This is a genomic window from Verrucomicrobiia bacterium, from assembly GCA_035629175.1.
Lineage (GTDB): Bacteria > Verrucomicrobiota > Verrucomicrobiia > Limisphaerales > DASXHY01 > DASXHY01.
In genome coordinates this window covers 74,199-90,922 of sequence record DASPIL010000096.1, presented here as the reverse complement: position 1 = coordinate 90,922, position 16,724 = coordinate 74,199, and the positions used below count along the sequence as shown (strand labels likewise).

The window sequence follows — 16,724 nt, the reverse complement described above, 5'->3', positions numbered from 1 at the left end:
GGTTCGGCCCATGGGGTCGAGTAGGTCTCAAACTCCTCGTAAACAACGAGCGCCCGCACCGCCACACGCACTCCCTGAAATTTATGACAAGTTTGATCCTATTCCTTACCGGGACCGTCTTCGGAGCAGCAGCACTCTTCGTGCTCTGGCCAGTTTACTGTTGCATGACCCGCAAGCCGGTGCTCGGGCACTGTAAGACGATCATTAACTCAGACCCCAAGTTTGGCTCAGCCCGCGTCTACAACCGCGTGCCCGTCGTTTTTGGGGGCGAGCGGAATTACCTGCTGCTCACGAACGGGGAGATGGCAAACGCGCTCGGCCGCACGGCGAGTAACCCGGAGGACTGCCCTGAGCCCAATGAATCGCCTCTGACCTGGCCGGTCCTCCGCGTTGACGCATGATCTGCGCTCTTTTCATCGTGGCGCTCGCCGACACAGTCGACTGGCGAAAGTCCGATTGGTTCGCTGAATGGCAGCGGCTCGCTCGCCGCGACTATCACGGAGTCTGCCACGCACCTCTTTTCCACTACTGATGAAGTATCTCATCTACCCATTCCGCGTTGTCGTTATGTTTTTGCTCTGGGTGCTCATGCACCTCGGACAAAGGCAGTGGGCGACACCCGCGTTCGATTGGGTTGAAGAACACACTTGGGCACCCACGCAGCGCACCTTTTTCCTGCTGCTCGCCCCGTTCAGCGCACGCATCCGCTGCAAATATTATCTGCACGACTACAAGGATTGCGACTGCGCGTGGCCTGCGCACTTTAAGCATCACACCTGTTTTCGCTGCGGGACTTCATTTACGATCTGATGAGCCTTCCCGACACAATCAACGGCCTCTTCGAGTTCCTCGCGGGCTTCATGGTCCTGAACCACTGCCGCGTGCTCTATCGCGAGAAGCAGGTGAAGGGTATCTCGACACTCTCCACCGCGTTCTTCGCAGCCTGGGGCGGGTGGAACCTTTTCTATTACCCGCACCTGGGTCAGTGGCTCTCGTTTTTCGGCGGCTTGTTCATCTTCGCGGCCAACCTCCTTTGGGTCGCCATGCTCTTGCATTACCGGACCCGGACTGAGCGTGCCGTGAAGGAACTTTGTCCGTCAGAGACTCCGTATGTTTGCCCCGGCAAGATGACACCTTCCGGATTTAAGCCCGGCGCGTGGGAAATACCTATCTGCGTGCGTTGTGGCGCGAACACTTCTGAGCACGCTTGCGGTTGTCCCGCACCGTCGCTTCGTATCCGGACCTACTCAATTCCGGAGCCTTTGAAAACAAATATCAGCAACGCATTGAATAATCCCCTATGAGTAACTCACCTCGAAAAGTAATCGCCGTCGATCTCGACGGAACGCTCGCGGAGTATCACGGCTGGCGCGGACGCACCCGCATTGGGAGCCCAATCGAGCCGATGGTTGAGCGCGTCAAACAGTGGCTGGCCCAAGGATACGAAGTCGAGATTTTCACTGCCCGCATGGCCCCCGTCGATCTGGGTCACGACGATGGCGGCGTGAGTCCTACTGACGTTCTGGCTGCCATTGAGGCGTGGTGCGAGAAGCACATTGGCCGGAAGCTGCCGGTCACCGCCACCAAACGGAGGTTCTACTCTGAGTTCTGGGACGACCGCGCCGTCCAAATTATTCCGAACACCGGCATTCCCGTCGCCGAGCAAGCGCTGAATGCGCTCAGCGAAGCCGAGGAGGTTTACAAAGGCTTCCTGGAACTAGGCCCACCTCCACCCGCGGCAGCAGAGCTTCTCGAAAGGCTCCGCGTGGCCCTCGGACTTCCTGAGGACATGAAGCCCAAGGAAGCGTCGCCGATCATCCTGGCGCGCGGCAACCCACTAAAGGGACTCAAAATATGATGGCGGACGTCAGCGACATTTTTCTCAGGCCGTCCGTGCTCGACCGCATTCGCAAGCGCTTCATCGTCCACTTACCAGAATCGCTGCGCCACACGTCCACTGATGTCGAATCCTATATCGACCACATGGCGAGGACGGTTGCGGTCTCTTTCGAGATGTGGGTGCTTGGCGAGAACCTTGCGCCTGTCGTGGTCGAGCGGGTGCCGACCACCTGGTGGCAGCATCTCAAAAAGGCGCACGCCCCGGAGTGGTTTTTGAAGCGATGGCCGGTCACGACCCGTGATGTGGTGGCTCTCTCGACTGCGATCTACCCAGAGCTCAAGTTTCAGGTGCCTCCAGACCAAAGTCGTGTGCAGGTCTATCTCAACCCGCTGAAGGGGCTCAAGATATGAATCACGATTCCAAGTCCCATACGAAGCTCCCTGTCGAGGCCGTGATTATGATGTGCGAGACGGTTCTCGACGCGGTGAAGCGGCAGCGCGAACAAGAGGATCGCGAGACGTTCGAGGAATCGCGCCTTCCGCGACGACGGAAATTCGGCTGGTTCGGGCCTTGGTTGCCGGAGGAAACGTGGGGAGAGTTTTGGAAACGTGAGGCCAGCGAGCGCAGTGGCTTTTCTCGGGCTTCGGTCCGCGGTTGGGGCAACCGCGACGTCGCAAACAAAGTCCTAACGCTGTGCCGAACGGCCAAGAGGATGGGCCAGGAGTTTGTCTGGGTAACTGCGGAAGACATGGGGTATTTGGTATGAGTAAGCGTTTGACGAAAGAGGCGCAAATCGAGCGCGACGATTTTACCGGGCTTTACGGAGAAGGAAATTGTTCCTGCCACTTGAGTCCGCCTTGCAATAGCTGCACGCATCCCGGTAACCCGCGTAACCAGGAAGAGGATGAAGCGTGTTGGGAGGAAGAGCCCCCTATTTTCTCCGCCCGCGTTTTGGTGACCGGCAAAGACCCGCAGGAGGTTTTCTCTAACCTTTCCACGCTCATTTGTGCCGCGTGCGAGCACAAGCAACGCGAGGGCGGGCTGTGGCCAATTCTGGTCAGCATGAAAGAGGGAAGTATTGCAGCCGTTGAAGGCGAAGTCGTGCCTTTAAAGATGAAACCCTTTCTCCCGGCATGAACTTTTGCACGATCTGCGGCGATCCGCTCAACACCTCGAACGGCTTCTGCCCGCTTTGCAGCATGTTCAGCCGCGTTGCGAAGGACGAGCCAGTGAGCGTCCACGTCCCGCCTGACGGGCTGAAGCTCACCTCGCCTTTCGGCACGTTGGACATCTCCGGCGACTATCGCACCGTCCATATCCTGGGGGAAAAGTGACACGCCAGGACTTAGTCAACATCGCCTCCGGCCACCTGCACGCAGAGCAGATGGTCGACGCTGCGCGCGCCATTGCGGAATTCTCAGGCATCCCGGCAAAGCGCGTGGACAACAACAAAATCGCGCTCGAACTGTGCAACTCACTTTTCTACTGGTGCCTGAACAACGACCGCTACGACTACGCAGCGCAGCTCATTTGGGGTGAGACACTCTTCACGGCCAAGCCCCGTTGCACGCGTATGGTGTGGAACGAGTTGAAGGAGAGTGACTCGTTAATGCTCATGGGCGCGGCCTCGATGTCGAAGTCCTACGGCGCGGGCGCGTGGTTCCTGCTCGATTGGGTGCGTGATCCGGAATACACGAGCGTCAACGTCGTCGGCCCGAGCGAGGACCACCTCAAGGACAACCTTTTCACGCACTTGGTCACGATGCACCGCAGCAGCACGCTGCCGTTGCCGGGCGTGATTGGCGACCTCTTTATCGGCTTGGACCCGCGCGCCAAGAAGTCGGCAATCCGCGGCATCATCATTCCGACCGGCAAAAAGTCCGGCCGCCTCCAAGGTCGCAAAGCGGTGCCGCGCAAAAAGCCGCACCCAATCTTCGGCCGGATGTCGCGCATCCGTTTCTTTCTGGACGAGTTGGAGAAAATCCCTGTCGGCGTCTGGAAGGACATCGACAACATTTTTGCGAACATGGACGGCGAAGCGGGCCGGTTCAAAATCGCGGGCGCGTTCAACCCCGAAGACCCGAGCGGCCAGGTGGCGCTGCGGTGCGAGCCGCCTCAAGGCTGGGAAGCTTTCAACCCGGAGTCCGACGAACTCTGGACAAGCAAGCGTGGCTGGCGCGTGCTGCGCCTGGACGCGGCGAAGTGCGAGAACGTAGTGGAGAACCGGGTGATTTACCCCGGCTTGCAGACGCGCATCGGCTTCGACCGCATCATCAGTAATGCGGGTGGAGTTGACACACCCGGGTATTGGACCATGGCCCGCGCATGCTTCCCGCGGGGCGGCGCAATCTACTCAGTTTTTTCCACAACGCTCGCGACGAAGATGCGCGGCGAGTTCATGTTTGCCGAAGAGCCGATGAATGTGGCTTCGGTCGACAGCGCGCTCGAAGGCTCCGACACCGCGGAAATGGCGGTCGGTCGTTTCGGCAAGGCGATTGGCATCCGTTACGCGCCGAGCTTCGAGCACCCGAACGGGCGCGAGGTTCTCTTTCGCGATGCACTCGGCAAGCCACGCATGCGCTGGGCTCTGCAGCTCGACCAGATTTTTCCGCTCGCAAAAGGCGACACGGTCAAGGTTGCCATGGAGGTCAAAGAGAAGGCGCAGAAGTTCAAGGTCGCGCCTGGCTGCCTCATGCTCGACCGCACCGGCAACGGCGCGGGTGTTCACGATCTGCTCAAGTCGCTCTGGTCTGAAGAAGTCCGCGGCGTGAACTACCAGGAGAGCGCGACAGAGAAGAAAATCCTGGAAGAGGACACGAAGACCGCGAAGGAGGAATACGAGCGCGTGGTCTCTGAGCTGTGGTTTGCTGCCAAGAAGTGGTCGGAGTTTGAATTCCTCAAGGTGAAGCCTGAGGCCATGAGCGAAGAGCTGGCTCGGGAGCTCACCGGTCGGCGTTACGACGCGGCCAAACTGACGCGCGTTGAGTCGAAGGTCGACTACAAGAGCCGCGGCAATCCGTCGCCGAACAAGGCCGACGCGCTGACGCTGCTCGTCCACGCTGCGCGCACGGCGAGCGGAGTAATTCCGTCCGCGGCCGACGACTGCGCAGGCACCGTGGTAACTGGCCAAGGGCAGCACGAGGAGCCGATCCCCGTAATCTGCTGCGAGTCGAATCGTTTCGACGACCTCGACTAAGTTTTTTCCAACTCCGGTTGACGTTTCTCCCTCCAGTTAACATATCGAATATGATGACGTTGAATCCGAATCTCTTCCCGCCCGAGGGTTACCGCTTTGTGGATGCGGACGGGGTGGAGCACTTCGGACAGTCCCTGGAACAACTGGTCAAACACCTCGGGGAATATCGGGTGAGGGTTGGCAGGCCGCCAGGTGATCCGCACCGCGAGGTGATGGATTACCTGTGCGGTCGGTTCCCTGATCTCTGCGTGCCGGACGAGGCGGAGTTACAGCGGCGGGTGGTGTGGACTCGGGTGATGGGATCGATCTCCAAGTGGGTGCATGAGCGCTCAGGAGAGGGGCCTGCTACCATTTCTTCCCAGGAAGAGGTGAATCGACGGGTCGCGATCTGTGACCAGTGCCCTTTGAACGTCGAATGGACTTCACCTTGCCGCCCGTGCGGTAAGCTCACGGCGAAACTTTTGGCCGGGCTTACACACCCAGCCAAGCCGGTTGCAGCGTTGGAAGGTCGAGCCTGTTTAAACGCAGGCGATGATTTGTCAGTTGCAGTCTGGTTGTCAGAGGGCCTGCTCCTGAGCGGAGTGCCAGCCAAGTGTTGGCGCGGAGATGCTCAGGACAGCCCCTCTAACACCCAGAAGCTTTGAGTTATGACAGTCCCGAATCCAGTCACGTTTCTGAGGGCGGTCGGTCGAGCGCTGCGCGCTGCGTGGCGAGGGCAGCCCCTGCGTGTCACGAATGACGTCGTCGTGGCGAGAGTCCAAAAGTGCCAGGAGCAGGACACGTGTTACGACGCGCGCTTCAACCAGTGCCGCCATTGCAGTTGTTTTGTCTCCCTGAAGGCCAATTTCGCGACCGAGAGTTGCCCGCGAGGTCTTTGGAAGCGCGAATTTTTGAAAACCAGTTGACGCAGCCCACTAATTTTCTCAAGTCATCTTTGTGGAGGAAACGAAAACTCATAATAACGGGGTAGCCTCGACTAACTCACCCGATTTGCAGCTTGGGGGGATGGATCACACCCCGGCTATCATCAATATCGAGCAGGCGGTCGCCCTCGTGAACAGTCTCGTCGCAGAAAACGACGAGCGTTCGAAGAAAAACGCCCGCATCCAGGAGAAGTATAACGCCGAGCGGCCCTTCAACCCGGCGAAATTGAAGTCGGACGGCCTCGACTGGAAGTCCAACTTCACCACAAAGCCGCTCGCGAGCTTGATCGACAAGGTCGTGCCACGTTTCACGACCGCCCTGCGCAACGTCCGGTATCTCACCGCGTCGAAGTTACCTGACCGCTTCCCCCAGGCCGCCGAGAAGACCGAGTTTTTCCGCCGCGAGATTACTGAATTCTGCCGCGGGCGCGAAGGTTGGGATGAATTTCTTTCTGAAATCGCGCACGAGGACGTTTTATTCGGCTACACTGCTGTCGGATGGCTGACAACCTGGTCGTGGTTTCCCGAACATTATCGCCAGGACTGCTTTCTCGTGCCCCAAGGCACCAAACATTCGGCAAAAACCGCTCCGATCGTTTGTCTGAAGAAGTCCTACCTCCTTCACGAGTTGTTTGACCTGGTCCGCGATCCTGAAGCGGCCAAGGCGGCTGGCTGGAACGTTCCCGAAGTCATCAAATCGATAAACGAGGCCACGCCGGACAACCGGCGCAGCACCGAAACCGATGTTGAACGGGTTTATGCGGACCTGGCGCGCGAGTCTTCCGTCCTCTCCTCCTTTACAGGCGCGACAACGATCAACGCATGGCACGTTTTGGTGTCTGAAGTCGACGGGCGCATCACTCACGTTGCCTTCGATGCCAACAGCAAGAAGCAACTTTTCTGGAAGTCCAAGAAATACGACCGCATGAGCGACGCGGTGTCGTTCTACTCGTTCCAGCACGGCAACGGGAACATTCATGGCAGCAAAGGAATCGGCCGCGAACTCTACGCCATGGCCGGAGTGCTCGACCGCGCGCGGAATGAAGTTGTCGACCGGCTGCAGCTCAGTGGAAAGCTCGTTCTGCAGTGCGATGAGAAGTTCATCAAGCGGTTCCGCATGTCGGTAGTCGGCAACGCGATCCTCATTGCGACCGGTTACAACGTCCAGCAGGCAAAAATCGACGGCGGCGTTGAATCGTTCTTCGCTCTCGACAGTTTTCTGACAGACATCCTTGACCAGGTCGCCGGTTCCACGTCCCCCAAAGTGATTGAGGGCGAGCGTGTGACCAAAGCGCAGGTCGAGTTACTCGCATCACGCGAGGAGGAGCGCCGCGACGCCATTATCGAGCGATTTCTCACTCAGTTTTCCCGAATGATGTCGACCGTGCAGCGCCGGGCGTGCGACCCGCGCACCTTGGACGACGACGCAAAGGAATTGCAGGCTCGTTTGCTCACTCGGCTCACGCAGGAGGAGCTGGCCTACATCTCAACCCAGCCCGCGGTGTCTGCAGTCAACGATTACTCGGAAGCGGAGCGCCAGCAGATCGCACTCATCGCCCAGGAGGGCCGCGGGAACCCGCTCTACAACCAATACGAGCTGGAAAAGCGCAGCCTCACCGCGAAAGTCAGCGCGGAGTTTGCTGACAAACTGCTTTTGCCGCAAAACGACCCCACCGAAGAGGCGGAAAACGTGCGGCTGCAGAAACTTGAGCTGCTGTTGCTGCAAAACGGCCACGAAGTGCCGATTTCGCCTCGGGACAACCACCTCGTGCATATGGCGGTCGTTCGCGACGTCGTAAACGGCATGCTGGAGATGGCCGTGGACAATCCTCAGGTGCTTCCAACGATGCAGTCACTTGCGCAGCACGCAATGGCGCATTTTGAGGCGGCCCAAGCTGGGAAAATGCAAGGGTTGGAGGAATTCCAGGCATGGATTCAAAAACTTTCGCAGGCGATTGGTCAACTCGCGCAAATCGAGCAGGAAGCCGCGGCCACCGCCCCCATTGAACAACCAGTAGCATGAAGTTCTTCAAACACCTCCTCGCGTATTTCCAAGAATCCCGCCGCCGGGCACTCCCGGTGAGCCCGGGCTTAGCCCCTTGGAACAAATCGTCCTCGGAGCTGCTCAAGCAGTTCCTGAGCACGCCTGTCGGACGGCAGTTTTTGCTTCAGCTCGCCGATCACCGGCCGCCGTTGGTTTCGGCCTCTTCGGACGTCAACCAGGTGGCACTCGCGGCCGCAGAGGCTGTCGGTTTTGAGCGTGCGTATAACACGATTTTGTCGTTGGCCACTCCTCCGGTCGAGGAGAGCCCAGAAACTGAACACTACCCCTCCTTAGACGACGACTCTAAGTGGACTGAGCCCAAGCAATAAACATGGACGAACTCGAATTACGAGCCAAAGCCGAGTCGACCGATCTGACTCCTGAAGCCTCGGCGGACACGATGTCTGCCCTCGATTCTCTGGCGGCAGCGGAGACGGGTCAAACCCCCGACGCAGGAGAAACTCCTGGGGCGGACGAAACCATCACACCCAAGCCCGACGCAAAGCCAGCGGCCGCTGCAACTCCCGCGGCTGAAGCCCCGAAGCCGGGCGCGGAGAACACTCCCGCACCCGAAGCGGACCCTCTGGACGCCATCCAGCTCCCGCCCCACACAAAGCCCAAGTCGGCCGAGGCTTTTGAGACGCTGAAGAAGGCGGCGAAGGAAGCCCAGGCGAATCTGCGCAAGCAGCTCGAAGAGACAACCGGCACCCGCGCAAAGCTGGAGCAGGAATTGAACGACCTCCGCGGCAAAGTCGGCGTTGTGCCCGAAGAGGTCAAAACCGAACTCGAAGAGCTGCGGAAGTTCCGCCTGTCGCACGACGTTACCAGCGACCCGACCTTCAAGGAATTCGACACCAAGGTGGCAAACAACGTCGAAGCCGTCTGGAAAAAGCTCGAAGGCGCAGGCATCAGCGCGGAGCAAGTCAAGCGCATGAAGGAAATCGGTTTTGACCAGCTCGACTGGGACCCGATTTTGCCGAAGCTGCCGGTCGCCATGCGTCGGTTCGTCGAGGCGACCCTCGTCGAGAACGTCAAACTTTCGGACGAGAAAGCGTTGGCTCTGGAGAAGGCGAAAGCAAACGCTCAGGGTTTTATGAAGGAACGGACTGAGCGCGAGGTCAAGACCCTGACTGAGACGGCCAACAAGTTCCTTGCGAACCTCCCCTGGACCGCTCTGAAGCAGGTCCCGGCCAACGCCACGCCCGAGCAGCGCGCCGAGATCGAAGCCGCGAACACCCTGGCACAGCAGACCCAGGCGCGGATGAAGGAGTTTTTGTCCGACCGCTCTCCCGCGCGTCACGCGGAACTCGCAGTTGGCACCGCGCTCGCCTATAAATTCAAAGGTGAACTCGACGGCGTGCTGGCCCAGCTCGACAAAGTCACCAAGGAGAAGGACACCGCGCTCAAGACCATTACGGAAGAACGGGACAAACTGAAGGCGGAACTCGAAGCGATTCGACGCGCTGAAGACCCCCGGCCCGGCGGCGAGCATGTTCGTCCGACAACGGCAGTATCGAAAGCGTCAGTTCACGTGGACGCCTCGACCGCTCTTGAGGAGCTGTATAAGCAGCAACTGTCCCAGGGCGCAGCCGATTAACTTCGCCTCGATCACCAACTCAACCCCCGAACGTTAATTGCGTTCGGGGGTTACTTTTTTATAACTCCGGTTGCCAAATCATGGGTGAACTTCTCATATTAATTATGTAGAGCTAAAACAATTTTCTGACGCCGCTCACGTTGGAACGGGCCTGATAAGTCTCTCTGTGGCCGGGAGGGTTGAAGTGCGCTGTGGTGTGTATCCCAGCGTAGTAGTTAAACAAAACAACCATTCCGGCTAATACGCCGGTAGTTCAAGGAGAAGTTAGTTATGGCGTATCAGATTGATACAGGTGCGATTTCCAATATCGCGAAGAAAGACACGAATCGGCTTACGGGTGCTGTGGCCAAGTGTCTGGCGGCGAACAGCCCATTCATCGGTGTCCTCCGCGGCGGAACTTTCGCTTCCGGCCAGGGTGACGTGGTTACTTCGGCGGTTGAAATGCCCGCTGCTCCCGGCGACTCGCTCGCGGTTCCGACATTCGTGAACCAGACGGCCATCGCTGGCACCAACGGCACTGCTGAGAAAACCGGCAAGGTCGACTTCACCTACCAGCTCCAAGGTAAGCGCGGAACTGGTCCCAAGGTGAACGTCAAGCTCGGCTTCGGTGCGTTCAAATCCAGTTACCTGACGGCGGAAGATGCGCTGAAGAAGCTCATCACGCAGTATATCAACGCGGACATCCAGGCTCAGCTCGTGCTGAAGTCTGCCACGAAGATCACTGCGAACTCCGCTGCAGCGAACCTCGCTGCCAACATCAAGGGCGGCTCAGAAACCGACATCGGCAACACCTTCCAGAGCATGACGCTGCCTAACTCGCAGCTCAGCTTCAAGTTTTTGCATGCGTGTGCTCGCCATCTGCGCGAAGCGCTGTTCGGTGAAATGTTCCCCGCGAGCGGTAAGGGCCAGGCCCACTTCCGTTTCATCGGATCGAACGACATCATTGAGGCGTTCCGCAACGAAATCGGCGTCGAGAAGGTTCTGCTCTCGCTCACCGAGGGTGGTTACAAGCTCGGCGAGGAAGCCGTCAGCGGCTACTCCTTCGAGACGTCTCCTGCGTATCGAGGCATCGCGTTCGGCTCTACCCAACGTCCGATGCGCTTCAACGCAATCGACGGTGGCACGTTCCTCCCGACCTGGATTGACCCGGTTGTCAACGTGGTCGACGCAGGCACGCAGACCGCGTATTCCAAGGTGAATCCGGCCTGGCTCAGCGCGACCTACGAAGTGGGCATCCTGCTCGCCGAAGGCACGTTCGAGCGCCAGATTCCCGAGCAGTATGTCGGCGAAGGCACGTTCAAGTTCGCTCCGCAGCTCCATGGGGGGGAACTGGAATGGCACTACGTCAAGGACAACGACACCAACACGTGGGGTGATTTCGGCTGGCACAAATACCAGATCACCAGGGCCTACAAGCCCCTGCGCCCGCAGCACATCATGGTGTTCATCTACAAGCGCGCTTCAACTGACCTCGGTCTGACGGCGATCTAAGTAAAATTTGACGAGGCGGCTCGTCAATAGGGGGTAGTAGGAGCCGGTCAGTATGCAAAGCTGACCGGCTCTTTTTCTGAACGGGCGGTTTTCAATTTTCTTATGAGCAACTTTCGATGGGACAAATATCCGCAAGCCGACCAACCGGCGAGCGGAGACGCGATTGTGGTCGGTCAACCAGGGCCTGGCGGCTCCGGTATTGAGCGACAAGTATCAACATCTGACTTCGCGGCCTGGTCCGCGGCGCAGCACCCAGACGTGCGGCCCGGAGGCCGTGTTTTCACGCCAAACATCCAGGCGAGCCTGCCTCAAGACAAAGCATTCATGGGTTTCCCCATGTTGGCAGCACATCCGGATGGAACGCTGTATTGCCTATACGGCGAGAACACGATGGGCCAGACCGCTACCGCTACCCTCGACGCGAGAATGGTGAAGTCGACAGACGGCGGCAAGACATGGTCCGCGGCCTGGACGGTTTTTTCTGCCGCGAACCGATTCCACAACAAGTCGTTCGGCATTACTCGGGAGGGTAAGTTTATCCTCTTGTTGCAGCAGGGCCAGTTGGTGGGAGGTGCCTACGTCGTGGAAACTCGGAAGCTGTCCTGTCTCACGTCGTGGAACGGGATTGATTGGATTGAAGAGTTTGTCTTCTCTGACAGTCAATTCGAGAGTGCCGTTGGTTTGATCGTGCTTTGGGGCCGAGTCGAGCAGGTCGGCAATACCTTGGTAGCGGCGGCTTACAATCAGTCTGCGTCGACTACTTCCAGGGCTTACTGCCTGAAGTCGGTGGACAACGGCAAGACTTGGACGGCGCATCTCGTAAACAACGCAACTCTCAACGGACTGGCGTCTGAGAACTTCATCATCCCGTTGAACGAGCAGGTATATTTTCTACTCGCCCGTAACGCCGCGAATAACACCCTCGTGACCGGACTCAGCACTGATGCAGGGCTCAACTGGAGCTTCAAGGGCTCAATCCTGACCTACACGGACAACGCTTCAGCCGGTTTCGACAATGCGGTGCCTGTGATTACCCGAGCTGACTATGGCGGAGCTCTGACGGTGCTTTACGGTCGCCGCGTGGACGGCAAGCTGCTCATGGCAAGTGATTTCCTCACGAATGCGATCTCACCGACCACGCCTAATCCGCTGCCTATCAGCAAAAACTGGCTGGATACGGGTCTGAAGATCAACACTGCAGTGACCGGCGAAGGAGGCTACGTATCGGCTCTCTGTCTGGCGGACAGTGGTGAGATTTTCATCGCTTACTACGACTACGCGGCCAGCACGGGAACCATCAAGTTCGCGGTCCTCAACCCAGCTCCGCCGACGCGGCAAACACTTGCGTTTTTCCCGCAAGTAACGGGCGCTCCCAACGCAGTCCCAGTCGCGGCGGACTTTGGGACGGAGCCTGGAACTCGCTACATCATCAAGAACGTGGCAGGGGTGCTCATGTGTTACTGGTATAACGGCACGACCGTTTCGTCAAAACAGCTCGCGCCGTAATTCGCACCCGACCCGCTTTTTCTCATGCACTCTATCAATGATTATTTGCGCCGGATTGTCGGGACGTTGTATGCCCCTGGCGATTCGGTGAATGACATGCTGCGGAAGCTCAGCTCTGCGGTTTCAAATCAGCGCGGAGGAGTATTGTTTACCTCCTCCGCAATCAAGAACTTGGGGGCTTCCAGCGGGAGCATTGTTCCGACAGGGGTAGGGTCCATGGTAATTCCTGCCAATTCGGTAGTCTCGGGGAGCCGCTACCGGATAAGCGCCATTTGTAAGTTCAACAATCTTGAAACCGGGGATATGAACTTCCTGGTTTACATTGGGGCCTCGGAGGTAGCTGGAGCTTCCGTTAGTTTTAACACCGTCGCGAATGTCTCTCTGAACTTCGTGGTTGACATCTCCTTCCTGAGCGCCGGAGCCGGTGGAACATGTGTTGTTGGCATCTCTCTAGCGCCCCAGAATGGGGTTCAAACCATCTTCCTGGGTAATTTGATCGTGCCCGCGACTGTTAATACCACCCAGGCACAGACGGTAGACCTCCGAATCCAATGGGACGGCCCTGAGACCAGCACAACTCACTGCAGCATTCTAACTTTCGAAAAGCTGCTTTGATTCCGGGTGACATTTGCTTCCCTAAACATCATATAAAAGTAGGCACCTATGGGCTTAGATAACATCGCCGCGCTGGAAGCGCGGACACAGTTCCTTGAGGATGCGGTGAAGGAAATGAAGGACGACATCAAGGCCATCCTCGGGGCTGTGCAAGACTTGAAGCTGACTCTCGCGACTGCACCCTCGCGGGAGTCCTTCGAACTGCTGGAGCAGCGTGTCCGTTCGTTGGAAGACGAACTCAACAAGGCCCGCGGCGGGTGGAAGGCTATGGTCACAATCGGAAGTTTAGTAGGAGCCGTCATCGGGTGGGTGTTCAGCTATTTTTCGAAATGACGAATCTATACGCGTTGTTTGTTGCGGTCGCACTCGTTTTTACCAGCGGGTGCAGCGTGCTTTTGCCGAAGAAGGTTGAGTTCTTTCAGGACAAGGTTGCCACTTTTCCGGAAGCAAAGTTGTCCGAGAAAGAGACCCAACGACAGGCAGCCGCCATGGCCGCGGTGAAGGCTGAGCAGGTCTTGCTCGCCGCAGTGTCGAATCATGTGCCGGAGTCAGTTGTTTCTCCTGCAAAGGACGTGGCGGTTTTGACCGAGGCGGTAGCGCTCAGTGTGGGACCTCCTGCAAAGCCCTGGGGAGGGACTGCTACCAATCTGGCCGCCAAACTCGATTCCTCAGTCGCGTCCCTGAATCGTCGCGTCGACAGCTTCAAGGCGGACAATAACTCGAATGCGGGTAAGAAGATCGAGGGAACCGGGGTTTTCCAGGTCGGGTATTTTTCCATGCTGGCGGTGCTGCTCGGGGGGCTGGCTCTACTGTGGGTTGGTCTTAAGCTTTACGGCCTCGTCAATCCGGTTGTCGGCCTCGGAACGAATGTGGTGGGACGCGTGGCGTCGACTGCGCTCAATAAGGCGGTCGCGGAAGTAACTGAAGGGGGGGAATGGTTTAAGGAATATCTCGCCGAGAGTGATTTGGACGACCAAATCAAGTCGAAGGTGAAAGAGTTATTCAGTCGCGCGCACGTGGAAGCACAGTCTCGCGACACGCAGGCGCTGGTTGAGCGTTTGACAATCCACTAATTTTATGAGCTGCCCGGATAGCACTTGTCCAGACAACACGCCTGAGGCGGAGACGCTTCCATCGGCGATTGAGAATTTCATTCTCCACTTTTTCGGCACCTTGAACAAGGTCGCTGGCGAAGACGGCACTGTAACGTGGGAACTCCCGTGCAGCTTGGAGGAAGGTTTACCAGAGACTCCGCGGTTACCCGGTGAGGGTGTTGCCTGTTATCTCATGAGGCTGCTCGAAGAGGGCATCACCGTAACAGGTAAGGATGCCTTCGCGCTGACTACCGAGTCCTTTGTCCAGCCGGAGATCGGCGGCGACGTTGAGGTCGGCGTTACCAACCCGGACCCTTTTGCAGTAGGCCAATATGTGTGGGGTTCGACAGGAGGCTTTTACACCGTTGTCACTATCGCCGGATCGGTGATTACTCTACGCAACCTCTACGCGCCCCCGCACAACCTCAGCGCGGCTGTTACAGTTCCCGCGGGAGTGAAAATCTTGCCTTCAGGGGCTCCTGAAGCTGCTGGCCCTCAAGGCGAGCAGGGTCCTGCGGGTCCTCAAGGTCCTGTCGGTCCCGCCGGTCCTGCTGGGGCGGTCGGTCCCGCGGGAGCAGTCGGCCCTCAAGGACCTCCTGGATCGGAACCAGCTCGGTTTTGGAATTTCACTAAGGCGGGCACCCATTACTGGGTATGCCCAACCGGGGTGACCCAGGTCCGTGTCAAAACCTTTGGCGCTGGTGGCGGCGGGGGCGGCGGCGCGTCAACTGCAAACGGTGGCGGCAACGGTTTCGGGGGAGGCGGCGGCGAATACGCAGAGCGTCAAGTGACAGTCACGCCAGGGACCACTTATCACTGCGTCGTTGGTTCGGGGGGCACGGGCGGCACCGGCGGTGACTCCGAAGCAGATGGCAGCGACGGCGGAGCCAGTCAGTTCTCTGACACGTTCACGACTTTCCTCGAAGCCAAGGGCGGCAAGGGTGGCGGCAATGCCGTTGACGGCGCAGTCGGCGCGGGCGGAACGGGCGGCGCAGGAACCGCGACTCTTCGGTTGGTCGGTTTTGCCGGGTCGGTTGAGCGCGGGGGGCATTGTGCCCGTGAAGGCGTCGGCGGTTTCAGCGGCAATGACGGCGAGACGCCAGGAGGCGGCGGGGCGGGCGGTCCCGGAGCCGGGACGGGAGATGGTGCCGAAGGGGGCGACGGAGGAAACGGTCGGATTGTGGTTGAGATTACCAGCGCATGAGTAATTGCACTGGATTAGCGTTTGCAAAGAAGCAGGCGGAAAGCGGAGACCCCGTTTCCCGCCGTTCTCGCACGCTGTCCGATGCAGGCGCTGGCTTTTGTGACAACCCAGTAATCCGGCCGACCCCATGCTTCCCTGAAGGTTTTGCAGTCCCCTTCAGCGTGACAGAAGAAGTTGACTCACTTGTGGTGTCGAGTTCCTACTTTTCGGCGTATCGATACAACTTTCGTTTCAATATTTACAGGTCCACCTCGCCAGAAGGTCCATTCACGCTTATTGCGGAGGCTGTCCAGCTTCCTGCCGGGCAATTCGTCGATGAAGATGTCGAATTTGGGGTTACCTACCACTACCAAGTTTCAGCCGTGCAGCCTTGCGGGGAGAGTAATCCCGTTGGCTCGGGTTCTGGTTCAGGGACTCCTCAATGCTTCCCCGCGAGTTGGTCTTTGACTGTTACAGTTACAGCGGGAGATGGTTATCTATTGATTGCTAGTCCCTCGTTTGACGGGTCGAAGTCGTTTCGTTTGTATCGTTCGTCTGCCGCAGGAGGTCCGTATGAAGTCCTGGCGGACGGACACGGGCCATTTGAAGATTCGGACGTTATTGCAGGGGATACTTATTACTACGTCGTAGCGGAGCTTCGCCATTGCGGCGAGCGAGCCTCGGCCGAGGTTTCGGGGGTTCTGCCCATTACCGAACTCGTGCCACTAATCGTCCCTCACCTCCCGGTTGTCGTCGACCCATACACCGCGAACTACACAGGGACAAAAGGAATTGTCTCCGCCAGCTCCGAGCTTCCAATTTTTAACACCCGGGCCTATGCCGCCGTTGATACTTTCGTTTCGTCGTGGCAGCACGACGGACCCCGACCCATTGGCGGCCCCGCAGAAGTTCCGACCCAGCAATGGCTGCAGTATCAATTTTTCGCACCTACGCTGGCAACGCATTATAATTGCGCGCTCCACGGACCCGCGGGGAGACAATGTATCCTGCAGGCGTCAAACGATGGTGAAAATTGGATCGATCTCGTGAACTTCTCTAGCCCCCATGGAGGGTTTCCAATTAATGATAACCCCCTACCAATTCCCGCGCCAGGCAGTTACCTGTTCTATCGCCTGTATTTTCCTGGGTCGCCGTTAGATGTTCTGGAACTCCAGTTGTTCGGACCTGCCAGTGCGTAAGTGTTATGAAGGAGCGAATTTGTAAGTCTACCCCCT

At 58.2% G+C, this 16,724-nt stretch carries 21 protein-coding genes; all 21 read left to right on the top strand.

The features are described 5' to 3' along the window. Positions 1-83 precede the first annotated feature (83 nt). The 21 genes from VEH04_16910 to VEH04_16810 all read left to right on the top strand — a co-directional run bounded on the left by VEH04_16910 (position 84) and on the right by VEH04_16810 (position 16,688). The gene (locus tag VEH04_16910; GenBank protein HYG24461.1) at positions 84-401 is read left to right on the top strand and encodes a hypothetical protein; all 318 of its coding nucleotides are present in this window, start codon (positions 84-86) and stop codon (positions 399-401) included. Further along, positions 398-532: a hypothetical protein gene (locus tag VEH04_16905; GenBank protein ID HYG24460.1), complete on the top strand. Its 135-nt coding sequence runs from the start codon at positions 398-400 to the stop codon at positions 530-532. The genes VEH04_16910 and VEH04_16905 overlap by 4 nt, the downstream gene beginning before the upstream one ends. Beyond that, entirely contained in the window at positions 532-810 is a 279-nt protein-coding gene (locus VEH04_16900; GenBank protein HYG24459.1) for a hypothetical protein, read from the top strand. Before VEH04_16905 ends, VEH04_16900 begins: the two co-directional genes overlap by 1 nt. Continuing rightward, positions 810-1,304, top strand: coding sequence for a hypothetical protein (locus tag VEH04_16895; GenBank protein ID HYG24458.1), 495 nt, complete (start codon positions 810-812; stop codon positions 1,302-1,304). The genes VEH04_16900 and VEH04_16895 overlap by 1 nt, the downstream gene beginning before the upstream one ends. Continuing rightward, on the top strand, positions 1,301-1,858 hold the full coding sequence (locus VEH04_16890) for a hypothetical protein (GenBank protein ID HYG24457.1): 558 nt from the start codon (positions 1,301-1,303) through the stop codon (positions 1,856-1,858). The genes VEH04_16895 and VEH04_16890 overlap by 4 nt, the downstream gene beginning before the upstream one ends. Continuing rightward, positions 1,855-2,250: a hypothetical protein gene (locus VEH04_16885; GenBank protein HYG24456.1), complete on the top strand. Its 396-nt coding sequence runs from the start codon at positions 1,855-1,857 to the stop codon at positions 2,248-2,250. Before VEH04_16890 ends, VEH04_16885 begins: the two co-directional genes overlap by 4 nt. After that, a complete protein-coding gene (locus VEH04_16880; GenBank protein ID HYG24455.1) occupies positions 2,247-2,606 on the top strand; it encodes a hypothetical protein in 360 nt (119 codons plus the stop codon). Before VEH04_16885 ends, VEH04_16880 begins: the two co-directional genes overlap by 4 nt. Then, positions 2,603-2,977, top strand: coding sequence for a hypothetical protein (locus VEH04_16875; GenBank protein ID HYG24454.1), 375 nt, complete (start codon positions 2,603-2,605; stop codon positions 2,975-2,977). The genes VEH04_16880 and VEH04_16875 overlap by 4 nt, the downstream gene beginning before the upstream one ends. After that, positions 2,974-3,174 (top strand): hypothetical protein, encoded by a 201-nt coding sequence (locus tag VEH04_16870; GenBank protein ID HYG24453.1) that lies wholly within the window; start codon positions 2,974-2,976, stop codon positions 3,172-3,174. The genes VEH04_16875 and VEH04_16870 overlap by 4 nt, the downstream gene beginning before the upstream one ends. Further along, on the top strand, positions 3,171-5,036 hold the full coding sequence (locus VEH04_16865) for a hypothetical protein (protein HYG24452.1): 1,866 nt from the start codon (positions 3,171-3,173) through the stop codon (positions 5,034-5,036). The genes VEH04_16870 and VEH04_16865 overlap by 4 nt, the downstream gene beginning before the upstream one ends. Before the next feature lie 50 nt (positions 5,037-5,086). Then, complete coding sequence (locus tag VEH04_16860) at positions 5,087-5,680, top strand: hypothetical protein (GenBank protein ID HYG24451.1); 594 nt, start codon at positions 5,087-5,089, stop codon at positions 5,678-5,680. Positions 5,681-6,041: 361 nt separating this feature from the next. Next, positions 6,042-7,982 carry a hypothetical protein gene (locus VEH04_16855; protein ID HYG24450.1) on the top strand — a complete coding sequence of 647 codons (1,941 nt, stop codon included), beginning with the start codon at positions 6,042-6,044 and terminating at the stop codon, positions 7,980-7,982. Next, positions 7,979-8,332 carry a hypothetical protein gene (locus VEH04_16850; GenBank protein ID HYG24449.1) on the top strand — a complete coding sequence of 118 codons (354 nt, stop codon included), beginning with the start codon at positions 7,979-7,981 and terminating at the stop codon, positions 8,330-8,332. The genes VEH04_16855 and VEH04_16850 overlap by 4 nt, the downstream gene beginning before the upstream one ends. A 2-nt stretch (positions 8,333-8,334) precedes the next feature. Beyond that, a complete protein-coding gene (locus tag VEH04_16845; GenBank protein HYG24448.1) occupies positions 8,335-9,600 on the top strand; it encodes a hypothetical protein in 1,266 nt (421 codons plus the stop codon). Positions 9,601-9,870: 270 nt separating this feature from the next. Continuing rightward, positions 9,871-11,091, top strand: a complete 1,221-nt coding sequence (locus tag VEH04_16840; protein ID HYG24447.1) for a hypothetical protein — start codon at positions 9,871-9,873, stop codon at positions 11,089-11,091. Between the two features lie 102 nt (positions 11,092-11,193). Next, entirely contained in the window at positions 11,194-12,597 is a 1,404-nt protein-coding gene (locus tag VEH04_16835; protein ID HYG24446.1) for a sialidase family protein, read from the top strand. A gap of 24 nt (positions 12,598-12,621) precedes the next feature. Beyond that, positions 12,622-13,212, top strand: a complete 591-nt coding sequence (locus tag VEH04_16830) for a hypothetical protein (protein ID HYG24445.1) — start codon at positions 12,622-12,624, stop codon at positions 13,210-13,212. Between the two features lie 48 nt (positions 13,213-13,260). Continuing rightward, complete coding sequence (locus VEH04_16825) at positions 13,261-13,545, top strand: hypothetical protein (protein ID HYG24444.1); 285 nt, start codon at positions 13,261-13,263, stop codon at positions 13,543-13,545. Continuing rightward, positions 13,542-14,285 carry a hypothetical protein gene (locus VEH04_16820; protein ID HYG24443.1) on the top strand — a complete coding sequence of 248 codons (744 nt, stop codon included), beginning with the start codon at positions 13,542-13,544 and terminating at the stop codon, positions 14,283-14,285. Before VEH04_16825 ends, VEH04_16820 begins: the two co-directional genes overlap by 4 nt. Before the next feature lie 4 nt (positions 14,286-14,289). Next, positions 14,290-15,510, top strand: a complete 1,221-nt coding sequence (locus VEH04_16815) for a hypothetical protein (protein ID HYG24442.1) — start codon at positions 14,290-14,292, stop codon at positions 15,508-15,510. A gap of 161 nt (positions 15,511-15,671) precedes the next feature. Continuing rightward, entirely contained in the window at positions 15,672-16,688 is a 1,017-nt protein-coding gene (locus VEH04_16810; GenBank protein ID HYG24441.1) for a hypothetical protein, read from the top strand. Positions 16,689-16,724: the final 36 nt, after the last annotated feature.